Source organism: Chryseobacterium sp. MA9, assembly GCF_024399315.1.
Classification (GTDB): Bacteria; Bacteroidota; Bacteroidia; order Flavobacteriales; family Weeksellaceae; genus Chryseobacterium.
The window spans coordinates 1002919-1016738 of record NZ_CP075170.1 but is presented as its reverse complement, the minus strand read 5'-3'; the positions used below and the strand labels follow the sequence as shown (position 1 = coordinate 1016738).

The 13820-nt window shown below is 36.6% G+C and carries 10 protein-coding genes; 4 read left to right on the top strand and 6 right to left on the bottom strand.

Features of this window, described 5'->3' with window-relative positions; genetic code table 11:
• Nucleotides 1-111: 111 nt before the first annotated feature.
• Together KIK00_RS04550 and KIK00_RS04545 are read left to right on the top strand one after the other, a co-directional pair.
• Nucleotides 112-1500: an aminopeptidase P family protein gene (locus tag KIK00_RS04550; protein ID WP_255815384.1), complete on the top strand. Its 1389-nt coding sequence runs from the start codon at nucleotides 112-114 to the stop codon at nucleotides 1498-1500.
• A 13-nt stretch (nucleotides 1501-1513) separates the two neighbouring features.
• A complete protein-coding gene (locus tag KIK00_RS04545; RefSeq protein WP_255815383.1) occupies nucleotides 1514-3685 on the top strand; it encodes a DPP IV N-terminal domain-containing protein in 2172 nt (723 codons plus the stop codon).
• A 48-nt stretch (nucleotides 3686-3733) separates the two neighbouring features.
• Here KIK00_RS04545 and KIK00_RS04540 read toward each other — a convergent pair whose 3' ends face one another.
• Nucleotides 3734-4162, bottom strand: a complete 429-nt coding sequence (locus KIK00_RS04540) for a hypothetical protein (RefSeq protein WP_255815382.1) — start codon at nucleotides 4160-4162, stop codon at nucleotides 3734-3736.
• Between the two features lie 124 nt (nucleotides 4163-4286).
• On the opposite strand from KIK00_RS04540, the gene KIK00_RS04535 reads away from it, so the two are divergent.
• Both KIK00_RS04535 and chrA read left to right on the top strand, forming a co-directional pair.
• Complete coding sequence (locus tag KIK00_RS04535) at nucleotides 4287-4892, top strand: DNA-3-methyladenine glycosylase (protein WP_255815381.1); 606 nt, start codon at nucleotides 4287-4289, stop codon at nucleotides 4890-4892.
• 50 nt (nucleotides 4893-4942) lie between these two features.
• Entirely contained in the window at nucleotides 4943-6073 is a 1131-nt protein-coding gene (gene chrA, locus KIK00_RS04530) for a chromate efflux transporter (protein ID WP_255815380.1), read from the top strand.
• Nucleotides 6074-6415: 342 nt separating this feature from the next.
• On the opposite strand, the gene KIK00_RS04525 is transcribed toward chrA, so the two are convergent.
• The 5 genes from KIK00_RS04525 to KIK00_RS04505 form a co-directional block, all read right to left on the bottom strand.
• Nucleotides 6416-6820 (bottom strand): hypothetical protein, encoded by a 405-nt coding sequence (locus KIK00_RS04525; RefSeq protein WP_255815379.1) that lies wholly within the window; start codon nucleotides 6818-6820, stop codon nucleotides 6416-6418.
• Between the two features lie 299 nt (nucleotides 6821-7119).
• Entirely contained in the window at nucleotides 7120-8556 is a 1437-nt protein-coding gene (locus KIK00_RS04520; protein WP_255815378.1) for a SusD/RagB family nutrient-binding outer membrane lipoprotein, read from the bottom strand.
• An 11-nt stretch (nucleotides 8557-8567) separates the two neighbouring features.
• Entirely contained in the window at nucleotides 8568-11591 is a 3024-nt protein-coding gene (locus KIK00_RS04515; protein WP_255815377.1) for a SusC/RagA family TonB-linked outer membrane protein, read from the bottom strand.
• A 314-nt stretch (nucleotides 11592-11905) separates the two neighbouring features.
• A complete protein-coding gene (locus KIK00_RS04510) occupies nucleotides 11906-12607 on the bottom strand; it encodes a LytTR family DNA-binding domain-containing protein (protein ID WP_255815376.1) in 702 nt (233 codons plus the stop codon).
• The gene (locus tag KIK00_RS04505) at nucleotides 12588-13661 is read right to left on the bottom strand and encodes a sensor histidine kinase (RefSeq protein WP_255815375.1); all 1074 of its coding nucleotides are present in this window, start codon (nucleotides 13659-13661) and stop codon (nucleotides 12588-12590) included. The genes KIK00_RS04510 and KIK00_RS04505 overlap by 20 nt, the downstream gene beginning before the upstream one ends.
• Between the last annotated feature and the right edge of the window lie 159 nt (nucleotides 13662-13820).

Below are 13820 nucleotides of genomic sequence, written 5' to 3'. Positions count from 1 at the left end.
GATATCATATTAAAATCCAAACTTTACATTATTCTTTATTTTAATGAATAAAGAGCGGTCAATAGTACAAAATCGTAACTTTAAAGCTTTAAATTAAAAAGTATTCATAATATGTTTTCAACACAAACCTATCAGGATAGAAGAACAGTATTACAAAGTAATGTAGCCAACGGAATTTTATTGTTTTTGGGAAATATAGAGAACCCTGTGAATTTTGAACACAATCCTTATTATTTCCGTCAGGACAGTACCTATTTATATTATTTCGGAATCCAGGAACCCCGTATTGCGGCCATTATTGATATTGATGAGAATAAGACCATTATTTTCGGAGATGAATTAAGTATAGATGACATCGTATGGATGGGCAGGCAGGAAACACTGAAAGAGAAAAGTCTGAAATCCGGAGTACAGGAAACGCTGCCATATACAGAACTTGCTCAATATATTGCAAAGGCACAGTCTTCCGGCAGAAAGGTACATTATCTTCCTCCATATCAGTCTTCCAATAAAATTTTGCTTGCCGATCTTCTTGGGATTAAAATAGCAGCATTACAGCCTTCTGTAGAGATGATTAAAGCCATTGTGAAGCAGCGCTCTATAAAAGAATCTCAGGAAATAGTACAGATAGAACAGGCGGTGAATGTATCCAATGAAATGCATTTGCTGGCAATGCGGATTGCCAAACCGGACGTTAAAGAATATGAAATTGCGAATGCTATCCAATATCTGGCTGCCAATAAAGAATGTCAGATGTCATACCCTCCGATTGTAACCATAAATGGGGGAATTCTGCACAATCACTACCGCCTCAATACCTTGAAAGAGGGAGATATTTTCCTTAATGATTCCGGAGCTGAAACTGCGATGGGATATGCGGGAGACCTTACCAGAACGTTTCCTGTGAGCAAGACTTTCAATACAAAACAAAAAGAAATGTATGAAGTTGTGCTGAATGCTTTCAACAATGCCCAGCAGCTTCTGAAACCTGGAGTTAAGTTCAAGGATATTCATCTGAAAGCCTCGCAGCATCTGGTAGAAGGCCTTATAGATCTTGGGCTGATGAAGGGAAATCCGGCAGAAGCAGTACATAATCATGCTCATACTCTATTTTTCCAATGCGGATTGGGACACATGATGGGGCTTGATGTCCATGATATGGAAGATCTTGGAGAACAGTATATTGGCTATACCGAAGAAGAACCAAAGGATACCAAAACATTTGGATTGAAATCTTTACGTTTAGGAAAATCTTTGGAATCCGGGTTTGTAGTAACAGTTGAACCCGGCATTTATATGATTCCGGAACTGATTGATATCTGGCAGGCCGAAAATAAAAATGCAGATTTTATTAATTATGATAAAGTTAATGAATACCGAAACTTCGGAGGAATCCGTGTAGAAGATGATTTCCTGATTACAGATAACGGGTACAGACTTCTGGGGAACGGACTCATCAAAACGGTTGAAGAAATTGAAAATTACAGAGCTGAAAATTAATTAAATATTATCTATGAAGAACATAAAAAAACTAACGGTTATTGCATTGTACTTCCTGTGTCTGTCGCCACTGGCTGCGCAGAAGACACAGTGGACTCCGGACGGTAATGCCTATTATTCGTTTACTAAAAAAGGAGTTGAAATTGTTGATGTACTGCATCCCGGAAAAGACCAGACCCTTTTAAACAGCAATGAACTGGTTCCTGCAGGAAGTTCGGAAGCACTGCAGGTACAAAGCTTTCAGGTATCCCCAGACGACAAAAGTTTATTACTCTTTGCCAATACCAAGAAAGTATGGAGAGACAATACCCGCGGAGATTACTGGATTTTCGATAAAAACACTAAAAAGCTCACCCAGCTTGGAAAAGGTTTGCCATCTTCATCACTAATGTTTGCAAAATATTCACCCGATGGCAAAAAAATAGCCTATGTGTCTAAACACAATATTTATGTTGAAGATCTTTCAAATAACCAGCTTACCAAGATCACTACCGATGGTACAGACGGAATGATCAATGGTACTTTCGACTGGGTATATGAAGAGGAATTTGGAACTCAGGATGGTTTCCGATGGTCACCCGATGGAAACAAAATTGCTTACTGGAAGCTGGATGCGCGAGGTACAAAAAACTTTCTGATGATCAATAATACAGACAGCCTGTATTCATTTACGGTTCCTGTAGAGTATCCCAAAGTAGGCGAAAACCCTTCAGGATGCAGTATCTGGTTCTACGACCTTACTTCTAAATCTTCAAAGAAAGCTGATATTGCAGGAGACGAAATACAAAACTATATTCCGAGAATGGAATGGGTACTGGATTCTAAATCTATTATTCTGCAGCAATTGAACAGAAAACAGAATCAAAGTAAAATTATCGTTGCAGATGCCAATTCCGGAAGCAGTAAAACCATTCACACGGAAACAGATGCTGCGTGGATTGATATCAAATCCCGTTGGAATGATAATGATCCAAGTGGCTGGGACTGGATAGAAAATGGGAAAGAATTCCTTTGGCTTTCTGAAAAAGACGGATGGAGACATATTTATAAAATAGATATGAACGGTAAGGAAACATTGATTACAAAAGATGCTTTCGATGTGATAAAACCGGAATTCTTTGATATTCAGAACAAACAAATCTATTTTTCGGCTTCACCCAATAATGCGACTCAGAAATACCTGTATAAAGTAAATATGAAAGGAGGAAAAGCACAAAAAGTAACTCCTGAAGCTTATACAGGTTCTAATAAATATACAATATCACCCAATGGGAAAATTGCTATGTTTACCAATAACAGTATCAATGCATTTTCCGCAGATGCAGTAATATCACTTCCGGAGCATAAAGAGCTTGTAGCTGCCAAAAGATCTGCAAAGGCTGATCCAGCTAAGTCTAAAGCAGAATTTTTTCAGATTGCAACACAGGATGGCGTTACATTGGACGGATGGGTAGTAAAACCTAAAAATTTTGATCCAAATAAAAAATATCCGATTGTTTTTATGGTTTATGGAGAACCGGCAACACAGACGGTAACAGACAGCTTCTATACGGGATGGAATGATTTATATGTTGGAGATATGGCTGAAGACGGCTATCTGTATGTTTCTTTGGAAAACCGTGGAACACCTGCTCCAAGAGGTCGTGAATGGAGAAAATCGATATACCGTAAAATAGGACAGCTTAATATCCGTGATCAGGCAATGGGAGCCAAAGCGTTATTTGCAAAATGGCCTTATGCAGATACTTCAAGGGTTGCTGTATGGGGCTGGAGCGGCGGAGGTTCTTCTACTTTGAATCTTTTAGGACAATATCCTGATATTTACCAGACGGGGATTGCTATTGCTCCGGTTGCCAATCAGTTATTTTATGACAATATCTACCAGGAAAGATATATGGGACTTCCACAGGAGAACAGAGAAGATTTTGTTAATGGATCTCCACTTGCTTATGCTAAAAACCTGAAAGGTAACCTTTTACTGGTCCACGGAACAGGAGATGACAACGTACATTATCAAAATACAGAGGTATATATCAATGAATTGGTAAAATACAATAAACAGTTCCAGCTGATGTCTTACCCTAACCGTACTCACTCTATCAGTGAAGGGGAAGGAACATCACTGCATCTGGCTACCATGTTTACAAAATATCTGAAAGAACACTGTCCTCCGGGAGGAAGATAAGACATTAAAAATCCCACGCTATTGTGGGATTTTTTTATTTAAATCTGTTTATTTTCTTTTAAATACAATCGTCCAGGTTATCTGAAAGGGTTCTCCTTTATACTTGTCAGTTTCTTTCATGACAATTTTCATGGTTGTCTTGTCTAGTTGAGCGATTTCAAACTTTCTTTCATAATTACCTCCTTCGAATAAAGATAAGATTTTATCATCATTAGGATCCAATGAATAAGAGAAATAAAGCTGTGCACTATCGGTAATAGAACCGTCTGCATTAAACTGCATGAGGTCACTGCGGCTTAATTGATAATTTTTTACTGTCCGCTTTCCGTTTGCTTCAATTCCTTCTGCTTTTGAAAGCACTGGCTGCCATTTTCCGACAATCATTTTTTGATAAGATTGCTGATAAGGAATATTAAATGACAATGCTGTCAGGCAAAAAGTAAGTATAAACAGTGTCAGATTAAAAGATTTCATCATAATTTTGCTTTTGGGTTGGTGAATATCATCACTCATTTCAAATGTAGTGACAATCTGTTTAACTTTATGAAAATTGTTTTTATATCCTTATTTTTAACCTGTTAAATTCATAAAACCCATTCATTTGAAACTACCACTCTCCTATTATTCCAACCAAGACGTTCTTTTTCTGGCTCAGGACCTTTTGGGAAAGGTTCTTTTTACAGAAATTGATAGAGAAATTACAGCCGGAATTATTGTAGAAACAGAAGCTTACTTTGGTGTGAAAGACAAAGCTTCTCATGCTTATGGCGGCAGACGTACAGACAGAACTGAAACGTTGTACAACCAAGGTGGAGTTTCCTATGTGTATTTATGTTATGGAATCCATCACCTTTTCAATGTAGTGACTTCTGTGGAGGATGATCCTCATGCCGTTCTGATAAGGGCTGTTGAGCCATTGATAGGGACTGAGATTATGGAACTCCGAAGAAATATGCCGGCTTCCAAAGCCGCGATTTCCTCCGGCCCCGGATCTGCTGCCAAAGCATTGGGAATTGACCGTTCCTTTAACAAAAAAGACCTGAATGGAAATGAAATCTGGATTGAAGATCATGGGATTCAGTATCCTTCTGATGGCATTGTTACAGGGCCTCGTATAGGAGTTGCTTATGCCCAGGAAGATGCTCTATTGCCATGGCGTTTTTTTGTAAAGGGTAACAAATATGTAAGTAAGCCCAACAAAATATAAATTAAGGAGCTAATTCATGTTTTATATTAGGATGATAAATATAACAAACAGTGGAGAACAATTGTAGTCTGAAAGAACTGGCCCAACTTTTCCTGAAATTGGGAATCACAGCATTTGGTGGGCCTGCTGCTCATATTGCTATGATGCAGCAAGAAGTTGTTGTGAAAAAAAAATGGATCAGTGAACAACATTTTCTGGATTTAATTGGAGCTACTAATCTTATTCCTGGTCCTAACAGTACAGAAATGGCCATTCACATCGGCTACGATAAGGGAGGATGGAAAGGCTTAATAATAGCAGGTTTATGTTTTATTCTCCCCGCAGTTTTTATTACTGGAATGTTGGCGTTTTTATATCGTGATTATGGGCAAATTCCTGAAATATATCCTTTTATTTATGGCATAAAACCAGCTATTATAGCAGTTGTTATTGGTGCGGTTTATCCATTGGCAAAAAAATCGGTAAAATCAATATTTTTATTTATAATAGGGATTGTGGTATTGTTCGCTTCTTTATTAGGCATTAGCGAAATATATTTAATGTTTGGAGCAGGCTTTTTAGCTTATGTTTTATATTTTTTTAAAAACAGCCGTGCTAATACTTTGCAAAGTTTTATACCTTTTACTTATATTAAAATTTCACAGGTATCTTTCCGGCATACTATAGATGTTGAATTATTTCTGACTTTTTTAAAAATTGGTGCAATACTTTATGGTAGCGGGTACGTACTTTTTGCATTTTTAGATACTGAATTAGTACAAACGGGCTTGCTTTCAAGAACGAAGCTTATAGATGCAATTGCAATTGGGCAATTCACCCCCGGACCTGTTTTTTCATCGGTTACTTTTATAGGATATCAGATTAACGGGCTTTCGGGTGCAATTGTTTCAACAATAGCAATATTTCTTCCTTCATTTATATTTGTAGCACTTTTAAATCCGTTAGTTAAAAAAATGCGCAATTCAAAAGCATTAGCGGTATTTCTAGATGCTGTAAATGTAGCTTCCGTAGCAATTATAGTATCTGTTTGTTTTGTAATGGGTAAAGAAGCTATTACTGATTGGCGAGCCGTTGTAATAGCAATCCTAAGTGGTGTTTTTGTTTTTAAATTTAAGAAAATTAATAGTGCAATTATTGTTGCAGGAGGTGCATTATTGGGTTTTATCCTATTTCAAATTTAAAGGTTTCTAGTCATACGATCTATCTCAGCTACTGTTATGGGAGTTATTGGACTTAAACTTTTTTAAATAAAAAATGGCTTAAGATTAGCGATAATCTTATGCCAAACCATTATTCAACATGAGAATAATAAACCAACTAAATTATATTTATTTAACAACCTTAATTTGAGATAAGAATTTCTGATTTAGATTGATTTGAAGCAGTAAGTTATGAAGGTCATAAACAATACCTGTTTTCTACTTTTAAGCTAATTTAATTGTATACAGACGGTAGTAGTCTTTAATAACTAAAAGTAATTTCCCGTCTTCAATCTTAGTTCCTCTAACTCAAACTCAGATTTATTATTGTTTAGTGCCTTCATAATAAAACTCTACATCCGTAGTAGCTGTTTTTTTCGTACTGATCTGTAAAGCTTTTGTTGAGATAAGATAATTTATACTTCCTTCAGGATCATTGCCTACCACTCCTACCCCTACAGGGTTTACAGCACTTAAGACTTTAGGTGTTGCTACAGAATACACTTCGCCGGATTTGGGCTGAACCTTAACATGAGAGGCATCTACTTTTGAAACGATAACAATAGCATCATAATAATCTTGAGTAGCAATTCTTATCGTTCCTTTAAATGTTCCCAGTACGGGATCTATACTCTGATCTGATGTTGGTGTAGGCTCATCATTATCATCACTGCTTTTACAGCTTAAAAATAGGCTTCCCACCAATACCATTACTATAAAACTGCTCATAAGTCTTTGGATTCTTTTTACGTTCATAATTTTAATCATTTATTATTTACACTTCAAAGATGAATAAATGAGTAGTAAACCGGGAAAAAACATCTATAAAAGGAGAATTATTGTCTATGAATGGTTTTAAACACCTAAGAAAAAGCCTGCATTGTAGAAATACAGGCTTAACTTACAAAATAATAGATATAAAAAAAATAGAAAAACTTATTATTTAATGGGTATTATTCTTTGTTATGTAATCATTAATTAATATGTTCAACATCGACTTCCAGCCTCCCTTTTCCCTCTTCCAACTTTTACTGAATATCCCAAAAAACCTTGGTAGTGAGCTTATCTCCACCTATGGCAGCAGCTGCCTTAGCGTAATTAGTACCATTGGTAGTAGCTTCTAACGTTGGATATTGAAGTCTTACAGGAACTTTTCCACCTGCATTGGCAATAGCAGTTGGTGGAGCCTGTAAAACCGGATAATCTAATCTGCGGTAAAAGTTCCAGGATACTACAGGATGATTGTACATGGCAACCCACGCCTGCTCTCCAATAGATTTTTTCCAGTTGGCAGCATCATAAGGAGTGTTTGAAAGATAAGTCTGTGCATCCTGAGCAGATAAGCCCCATTCCCGAAAAGATGCCTGTACGGCATTCTGATAAAGAGCATCAGGACTTCCGCCAATTCCGAATCTGGCTGCGGCTTCTGCCATATAAAACGCCACTTCCGTATGAGTCATTATTTTTCCGGGAGTAACAGGAATGTATGCAAAGAGTCCAGGCGCAGAAAAATCTGTAAAAACACCTGATAAACCGATTACCTGACCGATATATTGACCATGTACATCATGAAAGTATTGAGCTCTTCTGGGATCGGAAGTAGTATTCAGAAAATCTATAAAAGGTTTTCCTCCAAAAAAATCATTTCGTCCACTATTGGCAAGGTTTTCAAACAATGGATTAAAGTTAGGGGTTTCTGCCTGGTATCTGAAATTAGCATTATCTGTTTCATTGATAATGACTCCTCCGGTAATGGCTGTATTAATAGTAGATTGAGCCACTGAAGGATTAACGTCTGAAAGAGCAATTCCTAATTTTAGAAGCAGAGAATTTCCAAACTTTTTCCATTTTCCTATATCACCTTGATAAAAGATATCTCCTGAGCCGAAACTTCCTTCTCCTTCCTCCAGATTATTGATATCTGCTTTTAGGCGGATAATTAATTTTTCATAAATCTGTGTATCATCGTCGTAGATGGGAAGAGGAAACTTCTCATAATTAAGAGCCTGGCTGTAAGGAACGTCACCGAAAGTATCAACCATGGTTTGAAATGTATATACTGAGAGCATATCAATAATAGCCAATTGATTCTGTTTTTTTGCAGGCCAGGCATTTACTTCTGAGGCTGTCGGCTGAAATTGTTCTATAAGTTCTTTAGCCTTATTCAGATTGTTAAGGACATTCACATAATTATCTGTCCATACATTATTGGAGACATTTCTTGCCGTAAAATTATAATTACTCTCACTTACGTAAGTTACTTCCTGCCAGTATTGCATGGTAAGACGGAAATTGTTCTCGTTGACACTCGGAGTGGTCATATAGTCGCTCAGTTCTTTTTCTGCATAGGTAAGAAGAGGCTCAGGAACCATACTGTAGGCTACATGGGGATCATCATTCACATGATCTGAGGTACAGTTCGTTAGGACCAGTGCTAAAACAGAGCTTATGATAATAGTTTTCATTGTAATAGTTTTTAAAAGTTAACTTTCAGATTGAAGGCGAAGTTTCTTGTAGCAGGCATTACTCCGGATTGATATCCCTGGATACTTCCGGATGAAAGCCCTGATTCCGGATCTGCATACGGAAGGTTTTTGTGAATAATCCATAGGTTACTTCCTATCATGCCAAGAGTGAGGTTCTGAATCCCTGCTTTTTTTAAGAATTGATTGTTGAAGGTATAAGAAACAGATACCTGACGAAGTTTTATAAAACTTGCATCATAAACAAATGCAGCTGCAGGAGGATCAGTTTCCAGAGTCTGGCTAGACATTGAACGGTCTAGACGAATCGTATTCGGAATATAATGTCCCGGATTATTAGGATCCTGCATTACACCTGGCAAAATAACACCACCTCCGTTTTCCAGTGTATTTCTGATAGGGTTTCCAAGGTCATTAAAGCCTACAGAATCCGGATAAAGCCCTGTCCCATACCCATAATACTGATCCAGAGAAAATATTTTACCTCCTTTTTTCCAATCGATCTGAAAGCTTAGATTAAAATTTTTAAAGGTAAAAGAATTATTTAGCCCTGCAACAAAATCAGACTGAAAGCTTCCCAGATTATGATTGCTGTCATCCGTATGCAGATAAGCCCCATTAGTCCCTATAATTTTATTTCCATTGGGATCGTATACAAAATCTGATCCCCAGATGCTTCCATATTCTTCGTTGAGTGGAGCATTAATGGTGATTCCACCCTGTAAGGTACCCAAGGTAATATTTTCTATGCCCTCCCGTAGTGCAGTGATTTTGGTTTTGGGATTAGACCAGTTGATAGCCATGTCCCAGCTAAAATGTTCAGATTTCAATGGCGTTATATTTAAAGTAAGTTCAACCCCTTTTGTGGTAAGTTCACCTGTATTCTGAATTTTAGACAGAGAGCCTGTTGCCAGAGAAATGGGAAGAGGCAATATCTGATTAAACGCAACATTCCGGAACCATGAGAGATCTAAGCCTACCCTGTTTTTAAAAAACTGCATATTGGTTCCTATTTCAAAATTTTTCAGTTTCTGTGGAAGCAGGTCGGCATTCCTTAAAGATGTATTGTAAGAGTATACAGGATTATTTTCTAAAGAGGCCTGAGGAATATATCTGTTTCTTAATTGATCAGCATTGGTATCCGAACCTACTTCTGCATAAGCTGCTCTTATCTTTCCGAAGCTTAACCATTCTTGTTTCAATAGGTTGGAAAATACAACACTTGCAGAAACCGAAGGATAATAATATACCTGCTTTTCTTTAGGTAATGAGGTAGACTGATCTCTTCTGAAAGTTCCTTCCAGGTAATACGTATTTTTATATCCTAAAGAAGCCTGCACAAAGGCTCCGTAAATGTATTTTGTATTATCTATTGTAATAGGCTTGGCAGGAGTAGCAACCGAATTGGAGATCGTATAAAGATCCGGAATATATAAGCCACCTGTTGTTGTCTGTGCATTGGAATAATTGGACTGGACATTGACATTTCCGCCCAATAAGGCCTGCAGATTTAAATCCTCCGTAATATTTTTTTTATAAGTAGCAATAAGATCATAATTGGTTTCTGTAAAACGAAGGTTGGTCACTGCATACCCCGATGGCTGTTCTATCAGATTAAAACTGAAAAAGGCTGGCATAGAACCCACAGCTTTTCTTTCTTCAGTAATCATTGTATATCCATCAATACCTACCCTTCCAAGAATGTTGATATTTTTTGAAAGATCATAGCTCAGGCTGAAATTTCCGGCAAAACGATCTCTTTTGTCATTTTGGTAATTCTGATACCGGGAGAAATAAGGATTATCCCAATAGGAAGGAGAAAGATTATCAGGTCCTTTTATATTCCATGTATAGTTTTTATTGTAAGTGTCATAAAGATATTTCTGATACTGAAGATCTATATTGGTTGCCCACCACTGGCGGAATCCGCTCATAATATTATCGGTATATCCTGTAGAATTTCGTCCTTTGGTTCTTTGTGTAATATAATTGGCAAAAATGGTAGCTGTAAGCTTATCCGTAATCTTATAAGATGCATTTCCTCCAAAATTGTTTTTCATTAAAGAAGAATTAGGCATAATGTCCGTAGCATTGGTATTAGAATAGCTCAGTCTGAAGGTTGCTTTGTCATTTCCGCCACTTAAAGCGATATTATTGGTTTGGTTAATAGCCTTTTCAAAGAAGGTAATCGGTCCGTTTTTAGCCGCTACCCATGGTGTTTTTTTTCCAAAATTTCGGGAACCAGGGATGAATGCATCGTATTGCCATACCATAAGATTGGGATCATAGGGAGCTCCATAAGAAGCATCATGCCAAAAAATAGCCATGGGTGAATTCTGATACAACGGAAATACATTTCCCCAATATCCCTGTCCGTACTGAGTCTGGTATTCAGGGAAGGTAGATTTATCAACCGTAGAAACAGAAATACTCCCACTGTATTCCAGGCCGATACCCTGTGCATTTTTGTTACCTTTTTTTGTGGTGATGATAATGGCGCCATTTTGAGCTCTGGAACCATATAAAGCTGTCGCAGCAGCCCCTTTTAATACATTCACGGTTTCAATATCATTAGGATTGATATCCGAAACAGGACTTCCGTAATCATAACCACCAAATCCGTTTTGCTGAACTGTGGAATTGATATTCCTGTTGATAATAGGAACACCGTCCACTACAAAAAGAGCTTGATTATCTCCCAAAATAGATTTATATCCCCTTGAAACAGCATCTATGGAACCACCAAAGTTGGTTGACTGTCTGATTTCAAGCCCTGCCACTTTTCCGGACAAATTATTCAAAAAATTGGTAGTGGGATTTTTGTTGATATCTTCACCTTTTACTTCCTGTGTAGAATACCCCAGAGATTTCTTTTCTCTTTTGATGCCTAGTGCAGTAACAACAATCCCCTCAATATTCTGGGTCGTAAGGGTGTCTTGCTTGCCTTGGCTGAAATAGGTTTCGCTTCCGATAAAAAAAGCGACGCCTGCACTTAAAAGCTTCAACTTGTATTTCATAATTATTGATTTTGTTTATTGTTTAACCAAAATTCAATAATTGGTGAAGAATATTATGAAATCTATATATCAATAGCAGAATCCGGTCTACTAAAATATGAGTAATGAGTAATGAGTTTAGGAAATTATTTTGCTTATAGCCTAAATAGAAAGACAGGAAGATTTTAAAACCTTCATATTTTTTAGAAAATTTACAATCTACCCAGACATTACTATTGAAGGACTGGACATTCCCCTCTTCTGGAGAGGTGGCAAAAATTCGTTGAATTTTTGCAGGGGGTGGTTTTAAAAATCATAATACTTCATCGCGCGCACTACAAATCAATAAAAGGTTTATAAGTTCTCCCAATAGGCAGCTTTTTCCCTTTTACCTGTACAACAGCTGCAGATTTAATCTCTATTTTAGGTTTAGAAATAATATAAGATTTATGAATACGTGTAAATATGTTTGGATTCAGGCTTTCCTCTATTTTACTAATAGGCATTTTAAAAGTGAATGTTTCCGTTTTGGTGTGAATATGTATGTATTCCCTTAAACTTTCGATATAAAAAATATCCTGAAGAATAATTTTAACCTGTTTTTTTCCACTGTTAATAAAGATATAATCGCGCTCAGCTATTTCTAATAAGGCGTCTTCAGCTTCCATTAAATATTTAAACTTCCCAACGGCTGTTACAAAACGTTCATAAGGAATAGGTTTCAGCAAATAATCTGCGATATCCAGTTCATACCCTTCTATGGCATATTGATGATAAGCTGTTGTAACAATCACAAAAGGGGGATTCTTTAGTTTTTTCAAAAAATCAAAACCTTTTACCACAGGAAGATGAAGGTCTAAAAACATTAGATCTACCTCATGAATACTCAAAAGATTGCTTGCGTACACAGCATCAGAACATTTACCTATAAGATTCAGTTCCGAATCCCGGGAAATAAATGTTTCCAGAATTTCTGCAGCAATCGGTTCGTCTTCTACAATAATGCAATTGTATTTTTTAGAGGCTGGATGGATCATTGAAATCAATTTTGAGGTGTACAATATATCGGTCAGTTTTATCCTCAACACTCAGTTTATGTTTAGGATAAAGAAGTTCAAGCTGGCGGCGAATGTTTTTCAGTCCTATTTTGGTAGAATGCTGATGAGGTTTTTCTTCTTTGGAATTCTCAATACAATAGCTAAGAATTCCGTCTTTCAGTTCAATATCAATGGAGATAAAAGCTTCTCCAAAACTTTCGGAAACACCATGTTTAAAAGCATTTTCAATAAACTGAATCAGAATAAGGGGGGAGATTTCCTGAGAAGGATTATCAATGTTTTCCTGAAAATGGACACTAAGATGGTGATGTCTTATTTTCTGGATCTGTATAAAATCCTTAATATTTTCAATATCTTTTTCTATAGAAATATTTTTTTCGGCGGCTTCATAGATATTGTAACGCATGATTTTGGACAGCTGCAGAATCACATCAGGCGTTTCATCTGCCTTTTTAAGAGCCATTCCGTAGATATTATTCAATGTATTGAAAAGAAAATGAGGATTGATCTGGGCTTTTAACATGGTAAGTTCCTGATCCAGTTTTTCCGATTTCAATTGAGAAATTTGGTCTTTTAGCAGGTTTTTCTGTCTTGTAATTTCTATCCCGAAAACCAATCCTACCATAAAAATAAGATCCATAAAGGAATTAAATACTACCAATCCATTGATAAGTCCAGAAGGCTGCTTTCCATCCAAAGTCTCTGTAACTCCATAGATGTATGGATAAATAATGTAATGGGTGAATAACCGATGTCCTAAAACTGCCAGTATAACAATAAGAATGCAGAGAATATATTTAAGAATCTTGTTAATATGAACCTTTTCATATACATACAACAAAGAATAAGCAAGAGGAATTTTAACCAGAAAATAACCTAGCTCCAGAAGAAGTGTGTTCTGAAGCCGTAACTGCCATTTGAAACTTGGAAACTGATATCTTGACCAGTAAAAGTCAAGATAAGCCTCCAGAATATAGTACAATACCCAAAAAAGCAGATGAATGTATAGCTTAGATTTATGATCTGATTTCAAATTTGCTGTCATTTAAAAATATAAAATAATAAGATTCAGTCAAATATAGAAATATAAAGTCTACCAATTTCTGCCATTAATCTACAAACAGCTTCTCACTATTTTATTCAACCATTAAGAAAGCTTCTTGAATCTTGATGGTTCAAAATAAATACTCAA